General features: G+C 65.1%; 21 protein-coding genes and 2 tRNA genes. 9 read left to right on the top strand and 14 right to left on the bottom strand.

Translation table 11 applies throughout. The features are described from left to right. Positions 1-489 carry an MgtC/SapB family protein gene (locus tag FA90_RS00425; protein WP_036164682.1) on the top strand — a complete coding sequence of 163 codons (489 nt, stop codon included), beginning with the start codon at positions 1-3 and terminating at the stop codon, positions 487-489. Between the two features lie 23 nt (positions 490-512). Here FA90_RS00425 and FA90_RS00420 read toward each other — a convergent pair whose 3' ends face one another. The 4 genes from FA90_RS00420 to FA90_RS00405 all read right to left on the bottom strand — a co-directional run bounded on the left by FA90_RS00420 (position 513) and on the right by FA90_RS00405 (position 3,205). Further along, on the bottom strand, positions 513-1,244 hold the full coding sequence (locus FA90_RS00420; protein ID WP_036164680.1) for an anti-sigma factor domain-containing protein: 732 nt from the start codon (positions 1,242-1,244) through the stop codon (positions 513-515). Continuing rightward, on the bottom strand, positions 1,241-1,837 hold the full coding sequence (locus tag FA90_RS00415) for a sigma-70 family RNA polymerase sigma factor (RefSeq protein ID WP_036164676.1): 597 nt from the start codon (positions 1,835-1,837) through the stop codon (positions 1,241-1,243). The genes FA90_RS00420 and FA90_RS00415 overlap by 4 nt, the downstream gene beginning before the upstream one ends. Before the next feature lie 85 nt (positions 1,838-1,922). Then, entirely contained in the window at positions 1,923-2,645 is a 723-nt protein-coding gene (locus FA90_RS00410; RefSeq protein ID WP_239700468.1) for a hypothetical protein, read from the bottom strand. Next, complete coding sequence (locus FA90_RS00405; RefSeq protein ID WP_036164673.1) at positions 2,642-3,205, bottom strand: hypothetical protein; 564 nt, start codon at positions 3,203-3,205, stop codon at positions 2,642-2,644. The genes FA90_RS00410 and FA90_RS00405 overlap by 4 nt, the downstream gene beginning before the upstream one ends. A 214-nt stretch (positions 3,206-3,419) precedes the next feature. Here FA90_RS00405 and FA90_RS24680 point away from each other — a divergent pair, with 214 nt between their 5' ends. Further along, complete coding sequence (locus FA90_RS24680) at positions 3,420-4,997, top strand: ATP-binding protein (protein WP_051971281.1); 1,578 nt, start codon at positions 3,420-3,422, stop codon at positions 4,995-4,997. Here the strand turns inward: FA90_RS24680 and FA90_RS00395 are convergent. Further along, positions 4,957-6,171 (bottom strand): MFS transporter, encoded by a 1,215-nt coding sequence (locus FA90_RS00395; RefSeq protein ID WP_051971280.1) that lies wholly within the window; start codon positions 6,169-6,171, stop codon positions 4,957-4,959. The genes FA90_RS24680 and FA90_RS00395 overlap by 41 nt on opposite strands. Before the next feature lie 149 nt (positions 6,172-6,320). Between FA90_RS00395 and FA90_RS00390 the strand changes: the two genes are divergently transcribed. Next, positions 6,321-7,319, top strand: coding sequence for an aldo/keto reductase (locus FA90_RS00390; protein ID WP_239700467.1), 999 nt, complete (start codon positions 6,321-6,323; stop codon positions 7,317-7,319). A 20-nt stretch (positions 7,320-7,339) separates the two neighbouring features. Here the strand turns inward: FA90_RS00390 and FA90_RS00385 are convergent, their stop codons facing one another. The 3 genes from FA90_RS00385 to FA90_RS00375 form a co-directional block, all read right to left on the bottom strand. Then, the gene (locus FA90_RS00385) at positions 7,340-7,687 is read right to left on the bottom strand and encodes a YnfA family protein (protein ID WP_239700466.1); all 348 of its coding nucleotides are present in this window, start codon (positions 7,685-7,687) and stop codon (positions 7,340-7,342) included. Between the two features lie 110 nt (positions 7,688-7,797). Beyond that, positions 7,798-9,279, bottom strand: a complete 1,482-nt coding sequence (locus FA90_RS00380) for a SulP family inorganic anion transporter (protein ID WP_036164667.1) — start codon at positions 9,277-9,279, stop codon at positions 7,798-7,800. Between the two features lie 561 nt (positions 9,280-9,840). Further along, a tRNA-Ser gene (locus FA90_RS00375) sits at positions 9,841-9,931 on the bottom strand. Between the two features lie 255 nt (positions 9,932-10,186). Here FA90_RS00375 and FA90_RS00370 point away from each other — a divergent pair. Together FA90_RS00370 and FA90_RS00365 are read left to right on the top strand one after the other, a co-directional pair. Then, the gene (locus FA90_RS00370) at positions 10,187-12,922 is read left to right on the top strand and encodes a polysaccharide deacetylase family protein (RefSeq protein ID WP_239700465.1); all 2,736 of its coding nucleotides are present in this window, start codon (positions 10,187-10,189) and stop codon (positions 12,920-12,922) included. Positions 12,923-12,937: 15 nt separating this feature from the next. Further along, positions 12,938-13,255 carry a KTSC domain-containing protein gene (locus FA90_RS00365; RefSeq protein ID WP_239700464.1) on the top strand — a complete coding sequence of 106 codons (318 nt, stop codon included), beginning with the start codon at positions 12,938-12,940 and terminating at the stop codon, positions 13,253-13,255. Positions 13,256-13,363: 108 nt separating this feature from the next. Here FA90_RS00365 and acs read toward each other — a convergent pair whose 3' ends face one another. Beyond that, positions 13,364-15,358: an acetate--CoA ligase gene (gene acs / locus FA90_RS00360; RefSeq protein ID WP_036164662.1), complete on the bottom strand. Its 1,995-nt coding sequence runs from the start codon at positions 15,356-15,358 to the stop codon at positions 13,364-13,366. Between the two features lie 244 nt (positions 15,359-15,602). Here acs and FA90_RS00355 point away from each other — a divergent pair, with 244 nt between their 5' ends. The 4 genes from FA90_RS00355 to FA90_RS00340 all read left to right on the top strand — a co-directional run bounded on the left by FA90_RS00355 (position 15,603) and on the right by FA90_RS00340 (position 18,865). After that, positions 15,603-16,214 (top strand): TIGR00645 family protein, encoded by a 612-nt coding sequence (locus FA90_RS00355; RefSeq protein ID WP_036164659.1) that lies wholly within the window; start codon positions 15,603-15,605, stop codon positions 16,212-16,214. 34 nt (positions 16,215-16,248) lie between these two features. Then, the gene (locus FA90_RS00350) at positions 16,249-17,781 is read left to right on the top strand and encodes a fumarate hydratase (RefSeq protein WP_036164656.1); all 1,533 of its coding nucleotides are present in this window, start codon (positions 16,249-16,251) and stop codon (positions 17,779-17,781) included. Positions 17,782-17,851: 70 nt separating this feature from the next. Then, positions 17,852-18,715 (top strand): glutamate racemase, encoded by an 864-nt coding sequence (gene murI, locus FA90_RS00345; RefSeq protein ID WP_036164653.1) that lies wholly within the window; start codon positions 17,852-17,854, stop codon positions 18,713-18,715. Positions 18,716-18,789: 74 nt separating this feature from the next. Beyond that, a tRNA-His gene (locus FA90_RS00340) sits at positions 18,790-18,865 on the top strand. Between the two features lie 46 nt (positions 18,866-18,911). Here the strand turns inward: FA90_RS00340 and FA90_RS24675 are convergent. The 5 genes from FA90_RS24675 to dusA form a co-directional block, all read right to left on the bottom strand. Next, positions 18,912-20,036 carry an HD-GYP domain-containing protein gene (locus tag FA90_RS24675; RefSeq protein ID WP_051971278.1) on the bottom strand — a complete coding sequence of 375 codons (1,125 nt, stop codon included), beginning with the start codon at positions 20,034-20,036 and terminating at the stop codon, positions 18,912-18,914. A gap of 131 nt (positions 20,037-20,167) precedes the next feature. Continuing rightward, complete coding sequence (locus FA90_RS00330) at positions 20,168-20,470, bottom strand: YXWGXW repeat-containing protein (RefSeq protein ID WP_036164650.1); 303 nt, start codon at positions 20,468-20,470, stop codon at positions 20,168-20,170. 217 nt (positions 20,471-20,687) lie between these two features. Continuing rightward, a complete protein-coding gene (locus FA90_RS00325; RefSeq protein ID WP_036164647.1) occupies positions 20,688-21,035 on the bottom strand; it encodes an energy transducer TonB in 348 nt (115 codons plus the stop codon). Positions 21,036-21,110: 75 nt separating this feature from the next. Further along, complete coding sequence (locus FA90_RS00320; protein ID WP_197065213.1) at positions 21,111-22,928, bottom strand: methyl-accepting chemotaxis protein; 1,818 nt, start codon at positions 22,926-22,928, stop codon at positions 21,111-21,113. 335 nt (positions 22,929-23,263) lie between these two features. Continuing rightward, on the bottom strand, positions 23,264-24,256 hold the full coding sequence (dusA, locus tag FA90_RS00315) for a tRNA dihydrouridine(20/20a) synthase DusA (protein ID WP_051971277.1): 993 nt from the start codon (positions 24,254-24,256) through the stop codon (positions 23,264-23,266). Between the last annotated feature and the right edge of the window lie 278 nt (positions 24,257-24,534).

The following is a 24,534-nucleotide window of genomic DNA, read 5'->3' as shown; positions in this document are numbered from 1 at the left end:
ATGAACTACGGCGACATCCTGCTGCGCCTGGCGGCCGCGGTGCTGATCGGCGCGGCGATCGGCCTGGACCGCAACCTGCACGGCAAGCCGACCGGGGTGCGCACGCTCGGGCTGGTCAGCCTCGGCTCGGCGCTGCTGACGATGGCCGCCAGCGACATGCTGACCTCCCCCACCGGCCAGGTCGACGTGTCGGCGGTCAGCCGCGTGATCCAGGGCCTGATCACCGGCATCGGCTTTCTCGGTTCGGGCGTAATCATCCACAAGGCCGGCAGCGAGCGCGTGCGCGGGCTGACCACTGCCGCCTCGATCTGGATCACCGCGATCCTCGGCGTGCTGTGCGGGATGGGTTCGTGGCAGATCGCCGGCATCGCGTTGGTGATCGTGTTCCTGCTGCTCTTGCTCGGCAAACCGCTCGAGCGCACGCTGCAGCGCCGCTGGCTCGACAAGCCCGAGCAGGAAAAGCGCGACATCGAGCTGCACGACGAGTAGGCGCCGCTCCCGGCGCGCTCGTTTTACAGGGTGGTCCAGGCGCCCTTGTACAGCACCGGCCCGGTCGGCCCGTTCGGATCGGGCGAGCCGCCCTTCGGCTCCAGGCTGATCGCCAGCAGCGCCACGTCCGGGCCGGTCGCGCGCGCGTCGAGCGCGAGCTCGGCGTGGCGGTTGTCCGCCAGGATGCCGAGCGAATGCGGCTTGCCGGCGCGGTCGATCGCCCACAGCTGCAGCGTGCGGTCGTCGGGCACGCGCAGATCGCGCGCCACGCGCACTTCCAGGCGCTGGCGACGCGCATCGGCGCTCACCACCAGCGCGGTATGCGCCTGCGCGTCGCTCAGGGCCGCGACCTGCTGCGGCAGGCCGGCGTCGAGCGTGCCTGGCGTGCGCGCGACCAGCAGCACGGCCAGCACCAGCGCCGCCGCAACCGCGCCCAGCGCGATGCCGGGCCACGGACGCGCGCCGTCGAGTTCCCAGAAGCGCCACCACGGCGCTGTGCGTGCGTCCTGTGCCGGGCCGGCGGCAAAACCCAGGCGCCGCTCGATGCCGTCCCACGCGCGCGCGGGCGCGGGGACGGACCGGCCCAGCTCGGCCAGCGGCGCGAGGCGGCCCTGCCAGGCGGCGACGGTGGCGCGCAAGGCGGCGTCGCCGCGCAGCCAGGTCTCGAAGCGCCGTCGCGCGCCGCCGCGCAGGGTGCCGAGCGCGTATTCGGCGGCGAGTTTTTCGCGCAGCGCCGGGTTGTCTCGTATGTTCATGCCGCTTCCTGTGTCGTCAAACAGACGCGCAGCCGTTCCAGGCCGCGCCTGATCCAGGTCTTGACCGTACCCAAAGGCGTGTCCAGCTGCGCCGCCACGTCGCCATGCGACAGGTCGTGCAGGTAGGCCATGCAGATCGCTTGCCGCTGGCGGCTGGCCAGCGTCTCCAGGCATCGCGCCAGCGCTTGCGCATCGCGCGACATCTGCAGGCGTTCCTGCGGCCCGGCCGCCGCGTCCTGCAGCGCCGCCAGCGGATCCAGGTTCAGCTCATCCACGTACCGCGCGCCATCGGATTCGCCACTGGCCTGCAGGCGCCGGCGCACGTCGAGCGCCTTGTTGCGCACGATCGTCGCCATCCAGGTCGCCGGTGCGGCCAGGTGCGGTTGATACGTCGATGCCGCGTGCCAGATCGCGACGAAGGCGTCCTGCAAGGCTTCCTCGGCCAGCGATTCCTGGGGCAGCACGCGCAGCGCACAGCCGTACAGGCGCGCCGAGGTGGCGTCGTACAAGGTACGGAACGCGCCCCGGTCGCCCAGCGCGACGGCGCTCAACAGCCGGCGCAGCCGATCACTTTCGTCAATGTCTTTGTGCACGGCTGACCCTGTCATTGATTTAATGACACGATTGTAGCCGGACTCATCCAAATTTATGTCAAATTCATCAGTTCGTGCGCAACAATTACAGCGTCGACGACATGTATTGCTCGCGCACCGACAGCCCGCTCTGCGGCAGGTGCGAGGCGGTGACGGTGGCGACGTAGTCGGCGTAGCGGTACTGCACGCGCGCGGTCTGGATCGGCGTGGCCGCCAGCACCGCCGGCGACGCATCGCCGAACGCCACTTGCGGCTTGCCCAGCGCCGATTGCAGGCGGCCGGTGGCGTCCGCCCAGGTCGCGCGCACGTCGCCGTCCTGCATGCCGCGCCGGTAGATGTCGATGCCGATCAGGCGTCCCGCCCCGTTGAAGCTCAGCCACAGTTCGCTGACCGGCGGCCCGGCCAGCGCCAGCGCCGACGCATCGATGCCGCGGCAGCGCAGGTAATGGTAGCCGCGCACCTGGGCCTCGCACTGGCCGTGGGCATGCGCCAGCAGCGTCGCCGCTTGCGCCTCGGTGGTCCGGTCGAGCGCCAGGCCGCCCGGCGTCGGGCGCGCCGGCGCCGGTGCGAGCATCCTCAGCGGCGCCACGCCGTGCTGGCGCAGCGCCTCCACGCGCTCGACCGGCACGCTGTTGACCGGGCACGGCACGCCCAGCGCCGCCAGCACGCGCAGGCCGGATGGCGTATGCATCCAGCCGATCGCGCCGAGCGCCGCGATCACGCCCGCGCCCAGTCCGACGCCGAGGCGCCACGAAGGGCGCCAGGACGCCAGCCGCCCAGCTTGAAAAGTCCGGGCGTGCGCGCTCATGATGCGCAGTTGGCCGCGGTGTTCGGGCCGAGGTACTGCGGCGTCTTCGAGACGATGCTCGGCTTCAGGCCCACCAGGGTCGGCGCCACGCGGCTGATGTAGGCGTCGGGCACGCCGTCCTGTTTCATCACGGCGGCCAGGTCGGTGATGAACTGGTCGAACACGCAGCCGGGGATGCCGAGGTCGGCGTGCGAGGTCTGCATGTCTTCGCACATCACGGTCGTGCCGTCGGCGGCGACCTTGCCCGGGTAGGTGAACGGGCCGCCCAGCAGGGCCGAGAACTGCAGGCGCAGGCAGGCTTTCAGGCGGTCCGGCGAATCGTGGCCCTGCTTGCCGAGCACGGCGAAGTAAGGCGCTTCCTTCGGATCGCCGAGCAGGCCGGTGGCCGCGTCGTCGACCACTTTCGCCACCGCGGCCGGCGCCTTGGCGTCGCCGCCCAGGGCTTGCCAGATGTCGGCGTTCTGCGGGAATTGCGGGGTCGCGCTGTTGTCGTCGGAGCCGCCGCAGCCGGACAGGAAGGCACAAAGGGATACTGCTGAAACAATCAGGGCGCGCTTCATTGTTTTGTCTCCAGGGGTAGAGGTCAGGCGCGGGGAACGTCCCCGGCCAGGGCCCGCGCACGCGGTGCCTGAGCTCTTATACGAAGCGCACTGGAGAATGGATTCACCTTTTTTGACTTTTTTTTAGCGCTTGAACCTGCAAGCGCCGGAGGCCGTCCCCCACGCGCTTACCGCCGTGCTAACATCTATGAGCGGGAACCAATGTCAAAAGAACATGGAAAATCCTAAAGTCGAACCAAGCGGCATTGCCAACGCCGGCCTCTATCGCACGATCGCGCACGAACTCCCGCACGGCGCCGTGTTCGTGGTCGATGCCGGCCTGCGCTACCTGCTGGCCGACGGCTCGGGCCTGCGCGCGGCGGGATTCGAGCCCGCTCGCTTCGAAGGCCGGACCGTGCGCGAGGCCGTACCGGCCGAGCTGGTCGAGCAGCAGGAAGCCGACTACCTGAGCGTCCTCGCCGGCCAGACCTTCTCGCGCGAGCACGAGATCAACCAGCGCCACTACCATTCCTATGGCGTGCCCTTGACCGACGCGGACGGGCGGCCCGAACTTGCTTTCGTCGTCTCCTACGACATCACCGAGCGCGTCCAGCTGGAGCGGCGCCTGCGCCTGTTCAGCGACCTGGGCGACGTGACCCGCGCCGCCACCGACACCGGGCCGACGGTCGCCGCGGTGGCCGACCTGCTGCGCAGGCACCTCGGCTGCCGGCATTGCTACGTGGCCGAAGTCGATCCCGAGCAGATGCGCCTGACCGAACTGTCGACCGTGATGAGGACGGGCGCGCAGGCGCAGCCCCAGGACCTGGCGACGCTCGGTCCCGGCATCCTGGCGCGCCTCGTGGCCGGCCAGCTCGCCACCCACCAGCACCTCGACAGCCGCGCCGACAGTGCGCTGCTTGCGCACACCGGGGCCCGGTCCTGCCTCGTGTGCCCGTGCATGCGGGGGCCTCACCTGCTCGGCGTCGTTGCCCTGCTGGCCGACGACGAGCGCAGCTGGGACGACGACAGCCACGAGATGCTCCAGGCGGCGGCGGACAAGACCTGGGACGCGGTCGAGCGCTGCCGCACGCTGGAGCGCCTGCGCGAAGCGGATGAGCAAAAGACGCGCGTGCTGGCCGTGCTCGGACACGAGCTGCGCAATCCGCTGTCGACGCTGTCGACCGGGCTGCAGCTGCTGCAGCGCTCGGCGGCGCCGGAATCGGGGCGGGTGCTGCAGCTGATGGGGCGCCAGATCAACCAGATGACGCACCTGGTCGACGACCTGCTCAGCCTTTCCTACATTTGCTTCGGCCAGCTCGAACTGCGCCTGGAGCGGCTGCCCGCCATCGAGGTGATCGAGGCGGCGCTCGAAACCCAGCGCGCCCAGGCCGAACGCAAACAGCAGCGGGTCGTGCTCGCGCTGGACACCCTGTCGGCCTGGATCGAGGGCGACCGCGTCAAGCTGATCCAGGTGCTGAGCAACCTGCTCGGCAACGCCATCAAGTACACGCCGCCGGGCGGCGCCATCACGATCGAGGCCAGCACGACCCACGACAAGCTGGCCATCTGCGTCAGCGACACCGGCATCGGCATGCGGCCCGAGGCGGCGGCGCACATGTTCGACCTGTTCGTGCGCGGCGCTCCCGCCGCGCATGCGCAGGCCCAGGCCGACGGTGGCCTCGGGGTCGGCTTATGGGTGGTTCAGCAGCTGGTGCTGGCGCACGGCGGCGAGGTCGAGGCCAGCAGTCCGGGCGAACGCCGCGGCAGCCGCTTCACGGTGCGTTTGCCGCTGGCGCCGGATCCGCACGCCTGAAGCGGAACACCCGGCGCGCCGACAGCGCGATCGCCACCACGCCCAGCAAAGTCGCCGCCAGCGCGATACGCAGGCTCGCATGGTGGGCGATGAAGCCGACGATCACGGGACCGGTCAACAGGCCTATATAAGCCAGGCGCGTGGTCACCGCCAGTCCGTTCGAGGCCGAGCCGCCCCCCGCCAGCGCCGCGCGTCCGGCCGAGGCGAACATCACCGGGATGATGTTGGCCGTGCCCAGTCCGCAGATCAGGAAACCGATCAGCGCGGTGGCGACGCCCGGCAGCAGCAGCGCCATCCCGAGCCCGGCCAGGGACAGCGCGCAGCTGGCCACGACCAGCGCGCCTTCGGAAAAGCGCGCGCGCACCGGGTCGCCGGAAAAGCGCCCGCACGCCATCCCGATCGAGAAGGCGGCGTAGCCGGCGCTGATGAAGCCGCCGCTGGCGTGGGCGACGTCGCGCATGTAGACCGCGGTCCAGTCGTACATCGCGCCCTCGACGATCAGGGCCAGGAAGGCCAGGCCGCCGAGCAGTACCAGGTGGCGCTTGAGCCTGGGTTCGATGGCGTGCGTGGACGCGCCTTCGCCCGCGTTCGCGTGCGCGTGTGCATGGGACTCGGGCAGCAGCCAGCGCGAGGTCGACAGCACGAGCAGCGCGCACAGGCTGCACACCGTGGCCAGGTGCCAGGTGCCGGGCCAGCCCATCGCCTGCCAGCCGCTCGAGACCAGCGCGCCGGCCATCCCGCCCAGGCTGAAACTGCCGTGCAGCGATCCGATCACCGGCCTTTGGTACGTCGCTTCGATCACGGTCGCCTGCGAGTTGGCGGCGACGTCGTTGATGGCCGACATGGCGCCGTACAGCGCCAGCCAGAGCAGCAGCAGCGCGTACTGCGGCACCAGCAGGATGCCGAAGGCGGCCGCCGACAGCAGCACGGCGGAGCGCACCGAGGCGTGCGCGCTGCCCACGCGCGCGATCCAGCGCCCGGCCCACGCCATGATCAGGATGCCGCCCAGCGCCACCGCCAGCATCGACAGCGACAGTGCCGAATCGGAGAGGTCGAACTTGTCCTTGATGGTCGGCACGTGCGTGCCCCAGGACGCGTAGATCACGCCATTGGCGAACAGCACCGACATGGCGGCGAGGCGGGCCTTGCCCAGATTGGTATCTTGTTGCTGCACGGTGCGGCTCGATGACGATGAATTCGAAGATGAAAGCGGGCCGCGCAGTGTAATCGATCGCGTCCAATCGTGCGCCTGGCGGCCGCGGTGTAGCATGCCTCGGACTCATCACCAACCCTCATCGACAATCACCGACGAAAGGATCCATCGTGAACCAGCGCTATCGACCGATCACGCGCCTGGGCCTGGGCGGCACCGGGCTGGGCGACATGTACCACACCACCACCGACGAGGACGCCAAGGCGACCGTCGACGCGGCCTGGGAAGCCGGCATCCGCTACTTCGACACCGCGCCGCACTACGGCGCCGGCCTGTCCGAGCACCGCTTCGGCCAGGCCCTGCGCCGGCGCGCGCGCGCGGACTACACGCTGTCGACCAAGGTCGGGCGCCGCCTGGTGCCGCACCTGCCCGGAGAAATCACCGCCCCGTTCGTCGGCGCCCTGCCCTTCAAGCGCGTGCTCGACTACAGCGGCGCCGGCGTGCGCCGCGCGCTCGAGGACAGCCTGCAGCGCCTGGCGCTCGGCCACGTCGACATCGCCTACGTGCACGACCTCTCGCCCGACGCCCTGGGCGACACGTTCGAGCACCATTTCGCGATCGCCGCCGGCCCAAGCGGCGCATTCCAGGAAATGGTGAAGATGCGCGAGGAAGGATTGATCAAGGGCTGGGGCCTGGGCGTGAACACGATCGAGCCGTGCCTGCGCGCGCTGCAGCTGTCGGACCCGGACATCTTCCTGCTGGCCGGGCGCTACACGCTGATGGAGACTACGCCTCTGGCTTCGCTGTTTCCTTTGTGCGCCTCGCGCGGCGCGCATGTCGTGCTGGGCGGGCCGTTCAATTCCGGCTTCCTGGCCGGCGGCGCGCATTACGATTACATGCCGGCCTCGCCCGCGCAGATCGAGCACCGCGAGCGCCTGCGCCAGGTGGCGGCGCGCCACGGCGTCGACCTGCCGGCGGCGGCGCTGCAATTCGGGATGGCACATCCGGTGGTCGCGGCGACGATTCCCGGTGCCAGCTCCGCATCGCACCTCAAGCGCAACGCGACGCTGATGGAGATCGAGATTCCGGTGGCGTTCTGGGAAGCGCTTGTGGCGGAGGGCCTGGTGCCGCAGGAAGCGCCGCTGCCGGGGCGCAAGCCGGTGGTGTGAAGAGCGCGTGAGCGCGGGCGTCAGCGCGGCTGCAGCGCGATGATGCCCATGCCGGCCAGCGCCACCGCCGCGCCGGCGACGTCCCAGCGCGTCAGCGCCACCCCATCGACGAAGCGCAGCCATAGCAGCGCCACCGCGATGTACATCCCGCCATAGGCCGCATACGTGCGCCCGGCGGCGCTCGGGTGCAGCGTCAGGAGCCAGGCGAAGCAGGCCAGCGACAAGGCGGCCGGCGCCAGAAGCCATGCTGATTTGCCTTGCTTGAGCACCAGCCATGGCAGGTAGCAGCCGACGATTTCGGCCAGGGCGGTCAGGAAGAACAGCAGGAAGGGTTTGGCGAAGGGCGGCATCCGGGAAGGATACCGCATCGAACCGAATCCTATTCAACAGGATTGAGGAAAGGTCGGCAAATGCTTTTCTAATAACTTACCTAAGCGGATCGGAAATCTCGGCAGGGAAGACGAAAGCCCCTGGATCGTTAGTGTTCCAACAAAACATCGCTTCCAATGTCTTTATCGTGCACAGCGAACTTATCAATCATAGTTGCACTGGCTTCGTTAAGCCCGTGAACCTCGACCTTCGCACCTGCGCGGCGGAACTTCAGCACGACCTTATCCAGTGCGCTAACCGCGGTAATATCCCAGAAGTGCGCACGGCTTACGTCGATATGGACTGTGGATAACGGTTCTTGGTAATCGAAGGAATGAACAAGTTGTTCCGAGGATGCAAAGAAGACTTGGCCAATGACATCGTACCGGCGGGTACGGCCATCAGCTTCAACATGGGAACTAACCTTGAGAATCTTGCTGACCTTCTGGGCGAAGAAAACGCCCGATAGCAGCACGCCTACCACCACCCCTTTTGCCAAATCGTGGGTCGCAACGGTAACAATAACGGTAGCAATCATCACGATGTTGGAACTTGTCGGGTGCTTGCGCAGATTCCGAATGGAACGCCAGTTAAAAGTACCGAAGGAAACCATGATCATAACCGCGACCAAAGCAGCCATCGGAATTTGCTGGACCCATTCGCCCAAGAACACGACCAGAATCAGCAGGACCACCCCAGCCACCAAGGTAGACAAACGGGTTCGCCCGCCTGACTTAACGTTGATAACTGATTGACCAATCATCGCGCAGCCAGCCATACCGCCAATGAAACCAGTTGCGATGTTGGCGATTCCTTGGCCTACACATTCCCGGTTCTTATCGCTTTTGGTATCGGTGAAATCGTCAACGATGGTAGCGGTCATCAGTGATTCAAGCAGGCCAACGACCATCAACGTCATCGAGTGAGGCAAGATCGTTTGCAGCGTTTCCAAGTTGAACGGCACATTAGGAACCAGGAACGACGGCAGGCTGTCTGGAAGCTGGCCCATATCGCCCACCGTATGGATATTCAAACCCATCCCGATGGAAGCAGCAGTCAACACGACAATCGCGACTAAAGGCGATGGTATAGCACGGGTAATGTATGGAAAGCCGTAAATGATCGCCAGTCCAGCAGCCGTCATCGCGTAGACGTGCCAAGTGACGTTGGTCAGTTCAGGCAACTGAGCCATGAAAATCAGGATAGCCAGTGCGTTGACAAAACCAGTAACGACGGAACGCGAAACGAATCGCATCAATCGGCCGAGTTTTACACATCCGGCAATAACCTGCAGGATTCCAGCCAAAATGGTGGCAGCTAACAGATAGTCCAGACCGTGAGCCTTGACCAGACTAACCATGACAAGGGCCATTGCCCCTGTAGCAGCCGAGATCATGCCTGGACGCCCGCCAAAGAACGCAATCAAGGTTGCAATGGAAAACGAGGCGTACAAACCTACCTTCGGGTCTACGCCTGCAATGATCGAGAACGCGATTGCTTCTGGAATTAATGCTAACGCAACAACAAGGCCGGCGAGCACATCGTTGCGAACGTTAGAAAACCACTCAAGACGAATTTTTTGTAAAGACATACGAATACCTTCCCGGCTTGGATACCGAGTGCAAAGAAAATGGGGATACGCGCCGTATGAAACAGCAATACGCATCGCATGAACTAAGGGCCGGAAAAGCCAACCTTTTGGGTCAAAGGTCTAGCGTTCAGCCAGAGAAGGTATTACGGGGGCGTAACTAAACAGAAGTAGCCGCGCGGCAGTTCGGAACCCGGGTACGAGATCGCTTTCAAACCCTGCTGCGCGAAACGTGCGCACTCTACGTTGCATACAATGCAAACGTTGAAGCTGGGAATGAAGAAAGGCGCGATCATAGGGTTCTATTTTGCGGCGCTACATAGTTGCGGTCAAGACCGAGTTTGCCCTGGCTGGACAGGTCGGACGAAAGGTAGGGATGGCCATTGAGCCAAGCGACCTTGACGGTTCCAAATCGGGGATTCGCCCACGTCCCGCGGGCCCGCGGCGCCTTGCAAGGCGACCGCTTTCGAATCCCCCACGCAAGGCGCGCAGGCGCCTTGCTTCTCACCGCCATGAAACAATAAAAAATGGCCACCCGAGGGCGGCCATTTTCCATTGTTGTCCTGGCGGAGAGAGGGGGATTCGAACCCCCGATAGGCTATGAACCTATACACGCTTTCCAGGCGTGCGACTTAAACCACTCATCCATCTCTCCTGATGGGGTTCCGCACGGACGTGGGTCCTCGCGAAGCCGCCTATTATAACAAGGATTCTCGGCAGTACAAGTGTGGCAAGCAGGTACCGTGTTGCGACCGCGTGCGGCTGCGGCACGGCAATGCTGGCGACACCAGCAGCAACACCAACATTTGCGTTTCCGCATCACTCCCACCACATCGCTACCATTGCCCGCACACCAATGCTATTGTTGTCAGGATGCACTTTTCCCAACATCCCTGCGCAACGAACCAACGTGAACCGCAAACCCCTGCTCGCCATCGTCTTCACCGTCGCCGCGGCCGGCGCCGCTTCCGGCACCTGGCTGGTCGCCCACAAACCAATCAGCTCGGCGTCCGCCAACGGCCCGGCCCGACCGCAGGCGCCGCTGGCCGCCGCGGCGCCAATCGCCGCCGGCATGAACGACATGCTGGCCGCCTACCGCAAGATGATCGTGCTGACCGCCGACGAGGCCAAGTTCACCGCTGGCGAGCGCACGGCCGCCAACAACGTCGGCCAGTTGATCTTCCACGAGAACCAGGAACGTATCGCCAAGGTCGACGGCCAGCTCGACGCGCTGGTGGCGTCGTCCGATCCGCGCCGCTACGATGCCCTGAGCAGCCTGCTCGATTTCGTCGAGTCGAGCGAGGGCATGTACGATGCCGACCGCCTCGCCTTCCGCGAGCTGATGCAGTCGCTGCAGGACCGCGTCGCCAAGGATTCTTCGCTGCCGGCGATCAAGCTGCACAAGCGCATCTCGGAGGATCTCGACGCGCTGGCCGAGATCGAGCGCAACTACGAGAAGGAGATCCGCGCGGTGTTCGGGCGCTACGAGTCGCGCTCGATCGAGCTCAAACGCGAGAAGTGGGACAGCTACGTCGCCTACCTGAAGACGATCTACCAGCGCGAACGCATCCTCAAGGATTATGGGGTGGTCCTGCCCTACCCCGCCAAGCCCGGGCCGCAAGCGGACGCACAAGCGCAAGCGCAGCAGGACACGGCCGCCGTCGCGCCAACGAAGGAAGAGGAAGAAATCTTCGGCAAGGCGCTGCCGAAAAAGACCGTCGTGCTCACCTTCGACGACGGTCCGCACCGCCGCTACAGCGAGGAGATCGCGGCCATCCTCAAGCAGTACGATGCGCCGGCCGTGTTCTTCAGCGTCGGGCGCAACCTCGGCACGCTGGATGCGCATGGCGTCCCCAAGCTCAATGCGACGGCGGACGTCGACCGCAAGCTGATGGCGGCCGGCTACGTCGTCGGCAACCACAGCTTCTCGCATGCACAGCTGTCGAAGGAATCCGGCGACGCGCTCAAGGCCGAGATCTTCAATACCGACCTGCTGCTCAAGGCGGTCGATCCGAAGCGCTCGGCGCTGTTCCGCTTTCCCTACGGCGCGCGCAACAAGGAAGGCATGCACCTGCTGGCCGACGCGCACCTGAAGTCGGTCATGTGGAACATCGATTCGCTCGACTGGGCCGATCCGGTGCCGTCGTCGATCGCCGAGCGCGTGCTGCACCAGGTCGACAAGGAAGGCCGCGGCATCATCCTGTTCCACGACATCCACGAGCGCACCGTAAAGGCGCTGCCGGCCGTGCTCGAGCGGCTCGCTGCCGAAGGCTACCAGTTCGCCGGCTGGGATGGCTCGACTTTCAAAGTCAGCGGTGCGGCGGCAGCAAAGGCAGCTCCAGTCACCCACGCGGCCGCGACGGGTTACGCCAACTCCTGGGCGATCCTGGTCGGCATCGACCATTATCCGAAATGGCCGCGCCTGCAGTACGCGGTGCGCGACGCCGAAGCGGTCGGCCAGGCGCTGGTGCAAAAGCTCGGCTTCGCCCGGGACCACGTGATCCTGCTGACCAACGAGCAGGCCACGCGCACCGGCATCCTCGCCGCCTTCCACGACAAATTGGCGCATCGCGGCCTGCAGCCGAACGACCGCGTGTTCGTGTTCTTCGCCGGCCACGGGGCGACGCAAAAGCTCAGCTCGGGCCGCGACCTCGGCTACATCATTCCCTACGATGCCGACCCGAAGGACATCGCCACGGATGCGATCCCGATGACCGAGATCCAGAACATCGCCGAGAGCCTGCCGGCCAAGCACGAGCTGTTCGTGATGGACGCCTGCTACAGCGGCCTCGGTCTGACGCGCGGCGGCGCCAACGCGGCCTTCTTGCGCGATAACGCCAAGCGCCTGGGCCGCCAGATGCTGACCGCCGGCGGCGCCGACCAACTGGTGTCGGACGGCGGCCCGAACGGCCACTCGGTATTCACCTGGACGCTGCTGCAGGGCCTGGCGGGCAAGGCCGACCTGAACGGCGACGGCCTGATCACGGCGACGGAACTGGCGGCCTACGTCGCGCCGGCGGTGTCCAGCGTGTCGCAGCAGACGCCGGCGTTCGGCAGCCTGCCCGGTTCGGAAGGCGGCGATTTCGTGTTCGAGCTGCCCGAGGAAACCGAGTTCCTCAACCCGCAGACGGCCCAGCTGTCCAACGATGCGATCGCGCTGAACAGCAAGCTCGATGCGAAAGCGCCGGCGCAGGCGCAGGCCAACGGCGCGCCGGCCACGGTGGTGGTCAAGGACCTGCAGGGCGGCACCTCGACGATCACGGCGCCGGCGCCGGTGCCGGTTTCAAGCCGCCAGGCGGCCCAGCACGCCAACGACCACGGCCTGCAGCTGTACAAGGAAAAGCAGTACGCCCAGGCCGAGGCCCGGTTCACCGAAGCGCTGAAACTGCGCCCGGATTTCGCGCTGGCCGCCAACAACCTCGGCTTCGTCTATTACAAGCAGGACCGTTTCGCCGAAGCGGCGCGCTGGTTCGAGAACGCGATCAAGATGGACCGGTCGCGCGCAATCGCCTACATGAACCTCGGCGACGCGTACGCGCGCGCGGGCGAGGTCGACAAGGCCAAGGGCGCGTACCGCGCCTACCTCGAGCTGGCGCCGAACAGCGCGAGCGCGGCGTATGCGCGCCAGCGCATCGAGTCGTTATAGACTGCCGCCATGGACATGAAAAAGATCAGCGCAGGCAAACTGCGCGCCATCGGCTACGATGCGCCAACGCGCGTGCTGCGCGTCGAGTTCGACGACGGCAGCGCCATCGATTACGCGAACGTCGGGCGCGAGCTTTGGCAGCGCTTCTCGACTTCCGGCTCGGCCTGGAGCGTTTATCGCGACAATATCGAGGAAGAGTTCGCGGGCACGCGCGGGCGCGCGCAGGTGGCCAGCAAACGCGCCGCGCTGGACGCGCTGTTCGGCGGTACCGAGCCGGCAGAGGTCAAGAAGAATCCACTCGACGACCTGTTCGGCAAACCGGACGGGCAATAAAAACGCCGCACCGTTTGCACGGATGCGGCGCCGACTCTGCCGCCTTGCGCACGCCCGACCCCGGCCGGGCGGCTAGTGCGTCAAGCCGATTGCATCAAGCCGATTGCATCAAGCGGATTCCTTGAGCTGCTCCAGGATCGCCGGATTCTCCAGCGTCGACACGTCCTGCGTGATCGACTCGCCCTTGGCCAGCACGCGCAGCAGGCGGCGCATGATCTTGCCGCTGCGGGTCTTGGGCAGGTTGTCGCCGAAACGGATTTCCTTGGGCTTGGCGATCGGACCGATCTCCTTGCCGACCCAGGTGCGCAGCTCGGCGGCCAGCTTCTTGGCCTCCTCGCCGGTCGGGCGCGCCTGCTTGAGCACGACGAAGGCGCAGATCGCCTCGCCGGTGGTGTCGTCTGGCTTGCCGACCACGGCGGCTTCGGCCACCACCGGATGCGCCACCAGCGCCGACTCGATCTCCATCGTGCCCATGCGGTGGCCCGAGACGTTCAGCACGTCGTCGATGCGGCCGGTGATGGTGAAGTAACCGGTGTCCTTGTTGCGGATCGCGCCGTCGCCGGCCAGGTAGTATCTGCCGCCCAGCTCGTCCGGGTAATACGCCGTGCGGAAGCGGTCCGGGTTATTCCAGATGGTGCGGATCATCGACGGCCAAGGACGCTTGACGACCAGGATGCCGCCCTGCCCATTCGGCACGTCCTGGCCGGCTTCGTCGACGATCGCGGCCATGATGCCCGGCAGCGGCAGCGTGCACGAACCCGGCACCAGCGGCGTCGCGCCCGGCAGCGGCGTGATCATGTGGCCGCCGGTCTCGGTCTGCCAGAAGGTGTCGACGATCGGGCAGCGTTCCTGACCGATGTTCTTGTAGTACCACATCCAGGCTTCCGGATTGATCGGCTCGCCGACCGTGCCCAGCAGGCGCAGGCTCGACAAATCGAAACTCTTCGGATGCACCTTCTCGTCCGTGTTCGACGCCTTGATGAGCGAGCGGATCGCGGTCGGCGCGGTGTAGAATATCGAGACCTTGTGCTTGCCGATGGTCTCCCAGAACCGGCCGGCGTGCGGGAAGGTGGGGATGCCTTCGAAGATCACTTGCGTGGCGCCGACCGCGGTCGGGCCGTAGCAGATGTAGGTGTGGCCGGTGACCCAGCCGATGTCGGCGGTGCACCAGTAGACGTCGTTCGGCTTGATATCGAACGACCACTTCATGGTCAGCGCGGCCCACAGCAGGTAGCCGCCGGTGCTGTGCTGGACGCCCTTCGGCGTGCCGGTCGAGCCCGAGGTGTAGAGGATGAACAGCGGGTGCTCGGCGTCGACCCATTCCGGCTCGCACTCGGCCGACTGGCCATCGACCAGCTCGTGCATCCAGATGTCGCGGCCTTGCTCGAAATTGATGTTGCCGCCGGTGCGTTTATAGACGATCACGTCGCGGATGGTGTCGCAGCCGCCGATCGCCAAGGCCTCGTCGACGATCGATTTCAGCGGCAGCGATTTACCGCCGCGCAGCTGCTCGTCGGCGGTGATCACGGCCACCGCGCCGGCGTCGACGATACGTTCCTGCAGCGACTTGGCCGAGAAGCCGCCGAACACCACCGAGTGGGTCGCGCCGATGCGCGCGCAGGCCTGCATCGCGACCACGCCTTCGATCGACATCGACATGTAGATGATGACGCGGTCGCCCTTCTTGATGCCGCGCGACTTGAGCGCGTTGGCGAACTTGCAGACGCGCTCGTGCAGTTCGCGGTAGGTGGCGGTCGTGACCTTGCCGTCGTCCGCTTCGAAGATGATGGCGGTCTTGTCGGCGTTGCCGTTCGCGAGGTTGCGGTCGAGGCAGTTGTACGACGCGTTCAGCTGGCCATCGGCGAACCATTTGTAGAACGGCGCGTTCGATTCGTCCAGGGTCTGGGTAAAAGGCTTTTGCCAGTCGAGGTTCTCGCGGGCTAATCTAGCCCAGAAGCCTTCGTAGTCGCTGGCGGCTTCGTCGCACAGCTTCTGGTAGGCGTCCATGCCGGAGATGGTTGCCTGAGCGGCGAATTCGGCAGGCGGCGGGAACACCCGATGCTCCTGCAAACCGCCCTGCTGGTTGATCTCATTTTCGGCCATATTAGTCTCCATAGTAATAGTTCTTGCACATTACCTTAGGGCGTGTCGCTTACTGAGTGCTTACATGTGCACTCGGATGAGCGCTTGAAGCGGCGGCGCGCCCGGCATCCCGCGTACGATTCTACCAACGTTTCCCGAAGGGCGAGTCGGGCGTCGAGGATGAAATACGGTCGAGCCGATGCGGCCGGGCAGGTGTAGAATATCGAGCTGTCTTGTCCGCAGCCGTACCGGCGACCCTCTTCCGATGTTCGATTCGCACGTCCCGTCCAACCCGCGCAAGCGCGGCGCCCTCGCCTCTTTCATGTTCGCCAGCCGCTGGCTGCAACTGCCTTTGTACCTCGGCCTGATCCTGGCGCAGTGCGTGTACGTGTTCCATTTCTGGGTCGAGTTGAAGGACCTGATCCTGGCCGCGCTCGGCAACGAGGACGCGCTGCAGCACATCTTCCAGGCCGTGGCCGTGCCGGGCGCGACGCCGCCCAGCAAGCTGAACGAAACCACGATCATGCTGGTGGTGCTCGGCCTGATCGACGTGGTCATGATCTCGAATCTGTTGATCATGGTGATCGTCGGCGGCTACGAGACCTTCGTGTCGCGCATGCACCTGGAAGACCATCCGGACCGTCCGGAATGGCTGTCGCACGTGAACGCCTCGGTGCTCAAGACCAAGCTGGCGATGGCGATCATCGGCATCTCCTCGATCCATTTGCTGAAGACCTTCATCAACGCCGCCCAGTACCAACCCGCGCCGATCATCGCGCAGACCTGCATCCACGTCGTGTTCCTGCTGTCGGCGATGGCGATCGCCTACACCGACCGGATCATGACCAACACGGCGAACGACGCCAAGCAACACTGACAACACCCCGTCCAAGACCATAACGAGATCCAAGATGACTGTCATTAAACAGGAAGACCTGATCGAATCCGTCGCTGCTGCCCTGCAGTACATCAGCTACTACCACCCGGCCGACTACATCCAGCACCTGGCGCGCGCCTACGAAACCGAGCAGAGCCCGGCCGCCAAGGATGCGATCGCGCAGATCCTGACCAACTCGCGCATGTGCGCCGAAGGCAAGCGCCCGATCTGCCAGGACACCGGCATCGTCAACGTGTTCCTCAAGATCGGCATGAACGTGCGCTTCGAAGGCTTTAGCGGCTCGGTCACCGACGCCGTCAACGAAGGCGTGCGCCGCGCCTACGCCTTCCCGGACAACAAGCTGCGCGCCTCGATCGTCGCCGACCCGCACTTCGAGCGCAAGAACACCAAGGACAACACCCCGGCCGTGGTCCACATGGAACTGGTCGAGGGCGACACCGTCGACGTGAAAGTGGCTGCGAAAGGCGGCGGCTCCGAGAACAAGACCAAGTTCGTGATGCTCAACCCATCCGACTCGCTGGTCGACTGGGTCCTGAAGACCGTGCCGCTGATGGGCGCCGGCTGGTGCCCGCCGGGCATGCTCGGCATCGGCATCGGCGGCTCGGCCGAGAAGGCGATGCTGATGGCGAAAGAGTCGCTGATGGAAGACATCGACATGTACGAGCTGAAGCTGCGCGGCCCGCAGAACAAGCTGGAAGAGCTGCGTATCGAACTGTGCGACAAGATCAACGCGCTCGGCATCGGCGCGCAGGGCCTGGGCGGCCTGACGACCGTGCTGGACGTGAAGATCAACATGTACCCGACCCACGCGGCCTCCAAGCCGGTCGCGATGATCCCGAACTGCGCCGCGACCCGCCACGCCCACTTCGTGCTGGACGGCTCGGGCCCGGCCTACATCGAACCGCCGGCGCTGTCGACCTGGCCGAACGTGCAGTGGACCCCGGACACGCAAAAATCGAAGAGCGTCAACCTGGACACGCTGACCAAGGAAGAAGTCGCTTCCTGGCAGCCGGGCCAGACCCTGCTCTTGAACGGCAAGATGCTGACCGGCCGCGACGCCGCGCACAAGCGCATCCAGGACATGCTGGCCAAGGGTGAATCGCTGCCGGTGGACTTCACCAACCGCGTCATCTATTACGTCGGCCCGGTCGATCCGGTACGTGACGAAGTGGTCGGCCCGGCCGGTCCGACGACCGCGACCCGCATGGACAAGTTCACCGACATGATGCTGGAAAAGACCGGCCTGATCGCGATGATCGGCAAGGCCGAGCGCGGCCCGGCCGCGATCGAGTCGATCAAGAACCACAAGTCGGCCTACCTGATGGCGGTCGGCGGTTCGGCCTACCTGGTGTCGAAGGCGATCAAGTCGGCCAAGGTGGTCGGCTTCGAAGACCTGGGCATGGAAGCGATCTACGAGTTCGAAGTCAAGGACATGCCGGTGACCGTCGCCGTCGATTCGAGCGGCACCTCGGTGCACCAGACCGGCCCGAAGGAATGGTCGGCCAAGATCGAGTCGCTCAAAGGCATTCCGGTCGCTGTCGCTTGATCGCTGCGGCTTGATGCATGGCCGCGCGCGGGTACTGCACACGCGCGCGCGGCTGGGGTAACATCTACCCATGACTACCCGCACCATCACCGCCGACGCACCCATCGGGATCTTCGATTCCGGCGTCGGCGGGCTGTCCATCCTGCGCCACGTGCGCGCCCTGCTCCCCCACGAACACCTCATCTACGCAGCCGATTCCGGCTTCGCACCGTACGGCGGCAAGCCGGAGGCGGTGGTGGCCGAGCGCTCGCTGTCGGTCGCGCGTTTTTTGGCCGGCCAGGGCGCGAAGGCCATCGTCGTCGCCTGCAACACGGCGACCGGCGCGGCGGTCAAGCTGCTGCGCGAAAGCCTGCCCGAGCTGCCGATCGTCGGCGTCGAGCCGGGGCTGAAACCGGCGGCGGCGGCGACGCGCAGCGGCACGGTCGGTGTGCTCGCCACCGAACTCACGCTCGCCAGCGCCAAGTTTCTGCACCTGCGCGACCAGGTCGCCGACGCATCCGGCACACGCTTCCTGCTGCAGCCCTGCCGCGGCCTGGTCGACCAGATCGAGCTGGGCGACCTGGGCGCCACCGCGATCCTCGAGATGCTGCGCGGGTACGTCACGCCGCTGCTGGATGCGGGCGCCGACACGCTGGTACTGGGCTGCACGCACTATCCGCTGGTGCAGGCGTCGATCGAGCGCGTGATCGCGGAACATGGCGCTGCTGGCGTGACGCTGATCGACACCGGCGAGGCGGTGGCGCGCCAGGTGGCGCGCCTGCTCGACGCCGGCGGCCTGCTGCGCGCTGCCGATGCGCAGGCGCCCGCGCGCGTGGCGGGTTGGACCAGCGCCAGCGCCACGGCCCTGGCCAGCGCCTTCAACAGCCTGATCGGCATCGATCCGCCGGTGTCCGAGACCGCGTTCGCGGCTCCGAGCACGCTTGAGCACATTTAGATTTGCCAGATCGGGAAGGTGTCGCTATAATCTCGTTCTGTCTCGGCAACAACGAGACAGCAAGTAAGACAGTGGTGGCTGTAGCTCAGTTGGTAGAGTCCAGGATTGTGATTCCTGTTGTCGTGGGTTCGAGTCCCATCAGCCACCCCAAGAATTCAGCAAAAGCCCGGTTCGCAAGAATCGGGCTTTTTGCTTTTCAGCCCTGCCCCACCAGCCTGAACAACCTGGCCCGATCAAACCTCACCATCACCCTCGCCTTCGCCACGATCGCCGCCACCGCGTATTTCGGCAGCGCGGTATCGCGCACCACCGGCTCGCCCAGCGGCATGCCGGCGCCACTGACCAGGCTGCACACGCACGGCGCGTGCGCGCTGGCGCCGCGGCGCACGACCACGGCGGTCTCGCCGTTGGCCAGCTTGACGTAGGTGCCGGACCGGTAGACGCCGACCAGCTTGATCAGGGTGCTGACCAGCCCCTTGTCCATGGCGGGATGCTGCAGCAGTTCGCGCGCGGCGGCGGACGGCGTTTTGGCGACGCGGTAGCCGCGCGGCGAGATCCTGGCCAGGTAGACGTCGACGTGGTGCGCCAGCTCGGCCAGCGGCGACGCCGTGCGACCCGCGCCGAGCCGGTCCGGATGATGTTCCTCGACGGCGTGCAGCCAGTTCGCATCGAGCACGCCCATCGCCTCCAGGATGCGCCGGCCCTGCAGGCCGTGGCCATCGATGACCTCCCGCTGCGCCGCGGTGACGGGCGGCGCCTGTGCGGCCAGGACCGTCTGCAGTTCCAGCATGGCGATGTTCATGGTCAACGCGACGCGGCAGGCATCGTGCACGCCGGGCTCGGGCCAGTCCAGCGCCTGCGCCACCAGCGCGCTCAGCGCAGCCGCCTGCAGATGGTGGGCGACGACGTAGTGGGTCGGATCCATCTGCATGATTTCGAAGATGGCGATGTCCGGCGCGCGCGTCACCAGCACGCGGATCCGCGTGGCGAGCTGCTCGAGCTCCGCTAGCAGCGCCGGGTTCGCCGCAGGCGCGCGCGCGACGCCCATGAAGGCCAGGTTCAGGCGCACCAGGCGCTTGCGCAGCTGCTCCCATTCGCCGAACGGATCGTAGGCCTGGCGCTGCCCTTCGACTTTCGGCTTCCGGATGTCGGCCCGGTTGACGTACATCCCGCGCTCGAGCAGGCGGTCGCGCTGGCTTTCGCTCTGGATCATCGTGCCCTTGTGCAGCAGCAGCAAGCCCTGCGCCGAAAACACATCCCATTGCAAGGCTTGGTTGACCTGGACGTGGCCAGGCTTGAGCTCGTATAACTCGGCTTGCATCGCGGCTCCCGCATGGCTTGGGACATGAATCGGTCCAGTCTGCCACACGGGTACGCGCTGTTATTGCACAAAAGCAAAACGGCCCGGTTATCGGACCGGGCCGTCATCGACGATTCAGTACTTATCGGGGATTAACGGCGCCAGCCGCCGCGATCCAGTTCCCAGCCATGGTCGCCCTGGCGCCATTCAGGCTGACGGTAGGCATAGCCATGACGCTCGCGCTCCATGTGGCCGCGCACCCAGACGTAGCGATGGCCGTTGTAGTTCCAATAGCCCGGGGCCCAGACGTAGCCGTGGCGCAGTGCCGGCACGACTTCGTGGCGCGGCGCCGGCGGCGCGGTGCGGATGATCACGGTGTCGGCGGAAGCCTGGATCGGCAGGAAGGCGGCGGTACTCAGAACAGCGGCAGCGGCGGCGCAGAGGATACGTTTCATGATGCTTCTCCTGTTGTTTTAAGTGAGTTAACTATAGCCAGCGAACATCCCACACAGTAGGTTTGAAGCAAGTTCTTACATTCGATACATAGGTAAATAGACATGTAACAGCGTGCTTTCGGGCGTCTGCTTTCGAAATCAACGCGCCAATCGCAAAGCTGGAAAAACAAAAACCGGCCAGTGGCCGGTTTTCGCAAACATCTCAAAAGATCAGGAATCAGTCCAGCTTCCAAGCATAGTCGACCTTGGTCCAGGTCTGGGCCGGTGCGCCATCCTTGGTGCCCGGCTTGAACTTGCACGATGCCAGGCCCTTCAGCGCAGCCTTGTCCAGGCCCTTGAAACCGCTCGACTTTTCCAGCTTCGAATCGGCGACCGAACCGTCGGGGTTCACCAGGAAGGACATCGAGGTCACGCCCTGCTCTTCGTTCATCAGCGAGGCTTTCGGGTAGTCGACCTTGCACTTGCTTGCATCGAAGCTTGCCGGGTTTTCGGCAGCGAAGGTGGAACCGGCGACGGCGGACAGCAACAGAGCGGCAATGCTAACGGCGACTTTCTTATTGGACATTTTTATTTCCCCTGAAAAATATCGTTTTTTTAAAACCGGCGCGTGGGCGCCGGCGATAGGACAAGCCTTCCTGGCTCAGAATTCTTCCCAGTCGTCGTTGCTCGAAGCGGCAGCGACTTTCCTGGCGGTCGAAGCTTTCGTCGTCGGCGCAGGTGCGCCCTCGGCATCGGCCTTTGGCTTCACAGCGGCGCCAGCGGCGGCCGGTTTCTTCAACTGCGCCCGTGCCGGACGCGCCGTCACTGCGCGCGTCGCCACCGCGGTGCCGGTCGCAGCCACGGACTTGGCCGGTGCTACAGGCGCTGGCGCCACTGCCGCGACCGGCTCCTCGCCCTCGGCCAGCTTGAAGATGCTGACCACGCGCTGCAGTTCGGCCGCCTGGTCCTGCAGGCTCTGGAACGCGGCCGCGGCCTGCTCCACCAGCGCTGCATTCTGCTGGGTCATGCCGTCCATTTCGATGATGGACAGGTTGACCTGTTCGATACCGGCGCTCTGTTCGGCGCTGGCGTTGGCGATGTCGCTCATGATGTCGGTGACGCGCTTGACGCTGCCGACCACTTCTTCCATCGTCACGCCGGCTTCGCCGACCAGCTTGCTGCCGCGGCCGATCTTCTCGACCGAGTCGCCGATCAGCGTCTTGATCTCCTTGGCTGCGCCGGCCGAGCGCTGGGCCAGGTTGCGCACTTCCGACGCCACCACGGCGAAGCCGCGGCCCTGCTCGCCGGCACGGGCTGCCTCGACGGCGGCGTTCAGCGCCAGGATGTTGGTCTGGAAAGCGATGCCGTCGATCACGCCGATGATGTCGGCGATCTTGCTGGCCGAGCTGTTGATCTCGCCCATGGTGCCGACCACTTGCGACACCACTTCGCCGCCCTTGCGCGCCACGTCCGATGCGGTGGCGGCGAGCTGGTTGGCTTCGCGGGCATTGTCGGCGTTCTGTTTGACGGTCGAGGTCAGCTCTTCCATCGCCGAAGCGGTCTTTTCGAGCGAGCTGGCCTGCTGTTCGGTCCGCGACGACAGGTCGGTGTTGCCGGCTGCGATTTCACGCGACGCCGTGCTGATCGTGTGGGTGCCGCGGCGAACCTGGCTGACGATGTCGACGAGGCTATTGCGCATCAGCTTCATTTCGGCCACCAGGCTACCGGTGTCCGAGGCCTTGGTCTCGATCGCGATCGACAGGTCGCCATGGGCGATGCGGCCGGCGATGCTGCCTGCGTAGCTCGGTTCGGCGCCCAGCTGCTTGAGCAGGCCGCGGGTGATCATGGTGGCGGCCACCACCCCCATCGCGACGGCCAGGGCCAGCAGCACCAGCATGAAGTTGCGCGCATTGACGAACTGCGCCTCGGCGTCGAGCTGGGTCTGGTTGTTTTGCTTGTCTTCGAGCGCGGCCAGTTTCTCCAGCGCTTCGGTCCATTTTTTCTGGGCCGGGCGGATTTCCTTGACCATCACGCGGGTCGCGTCCATCGCGTTGTTGGCCAGGTACAGGGCCGACGCCTTGCTGACGGCCGGCATGGTCGCGCCTTCCGCATCCTTGATCTGGGCCAGCAGCGCCTTTTCCTCGCTCGACGCTTCGACGGCGAATTTCTCGGCCAGTTTCTGCTGCAGGGCGTCGTACTTGGCGGTCTGTTCCTTGAAGCGGTTCAGCTCCGGCTCCATGTCGGCCGGATCGGTCATCAGGGTCAGGGTACGCAGCGAAGTGACGCGTTCGCTGACGTTGTTACGCATGTCGACGACCAGGCGGGTCACGACATTGTTCACGTTGACGACATGGTCGAGGCGATTCTGGATCTGCGCCATGCGCAGGATGCCGACAACGGTCACCATCACCAGCAGCACCAGCACGAGGGCAAAACCCAGGCCCAGACGCACACCGACCTTCATGTTTGCTAAATTCATTGCCATTCCCTGTTCCATTTGTTGGATCGCCCGGCTGCCGCTACCGCGCGTCGCTTTGTTACGAACAGTTCACCTTCCCCGTGAACGGTCGTGTTTTTCCATCAGCTTGTATCAAAACATATTAATTGCCGATGGAAAACATGCATTGCACAAAAGTTGTTTTGCTACAACAACCAAGTGGCGGTATATGCATGAAGAAGCGATTGGATTATGGTTGTCTTCTTGCCTTCGGGCAAGGAAAAGACGACGAGTGTTTGCTTCTCGTCTATACGTGTGGCGGAATTTTGACAACCGGCAACGCGCGCGATGGCGCTGCCGGCGAGGAAGAGCGGGAATCAGGCGGCCTGGCGCAGGCGGCCGGCGGCTTCGAGCAAGAGTTCGGGGTCGCCGGCAGCCAGCTTGCGCGAATCGGAAAGTAACTGGCGGTATCCGCGCGCGCCCGGCAACCCGGCCATCAGGCCCAGCATGTGGCGGGTAATACTGTTCAGGCGCAGGCCGAGCGGGCCGTAGCGCTCCAGCTGCGCGCGGATGTACGGAATCATCGCCGCCAGCACGTCCTCGCGCGTTTTCACGGGCGCATCCTGGTCGCCGTAGAAGCGCCGGTCCCAGTCGGCCATCAGCCACGGGTTGTGGTAGGCCTCGCGCCCGATCATCACGCCGTCGACGTGGGCCAGGTGCTGCTCGATCTCGTCGTTGGTCTTGATGCCGCCGTTGATGATGATTTCCAGATCAGGAAAATCGCGCTTGAGCTGGTAGGCGACGGCGTAGCGCAGCGGCGGGATCTCGCGGTTTTCCTTGGGCGACAGGCCCTTGAGCACGGCGTTACGCGCGTGCACGATGAAGGTCTCGCAGCCGGCCTCGGCGATCGTGCCGATGAAGTCGCGGACAAAACCGTATTCCTCGTTGTAGTCGATGCCGATGCGGTGCTTGACGGTGACGTCGATGCTGACCGCGTCGCGCATCGCCTTGACGCAATCGGCCACCAGTTGCGGCTCATGCATCAGGCAGGCGCCGAACGCGCCCTTCTGCACGCGCTCGGACGGGCAGCCGCAGTTCAGGTTGATTTCCTCGTAGCCCCACTGCTCGCCCAGCTTGGCGCTTTTGGCGAGGTCGGCCGGGTCGCTGCCGCCCAGCTGCAGCGCGACCGGGTGTTCGATGTCGTCGTAGCGCAGGTGACGCTCGACGTCGCCGTGGACCAGGGCGCCGGTGGTGACCATCTCGGTGTACAGCCAGGTGTGGCGCGTGATGTGGCGATGGAAGACGCGGCAGTGGCGGTCGGTCCAGTCCATCATGGGTGCTACGGATAATTTTCGCTTGCTGTGTTTCATGAAGATGATGTGAGGCGGAGGCAGTCGGACATTATCCTAGAAAACGCGCTGCCCCGCCTGGCCGACGCACCATGATGGTTCGCGCGCATTGCCTACATTTTAAGCTTTTCGGGAAACGATCTTGCTAAAAACGTATGTAAGTTCAAAAACTGGTTCTGTTATCTAACCAATTAGCAACAGAAAATGAATACGTCCAGCCAAATCGGCCGGCAACACGTCCAGACATGTTAGTATGACGTTTAAATGCTACAAAGCAACTTTAGATTGCGGGTGGCGTA

The sequence above is a fragment of the Massilia sp. 9096 genome (genome assembly GCF_000745265.1).
Lineage (GTDB): Bacteria > Pseudomonadota > Gammaproteobacteria > Burkholderiales > Burkholderiaceae_D > Telluria.
This window is presented reverse-complemented; position numbering and strand designations above follow the sequence as displayed.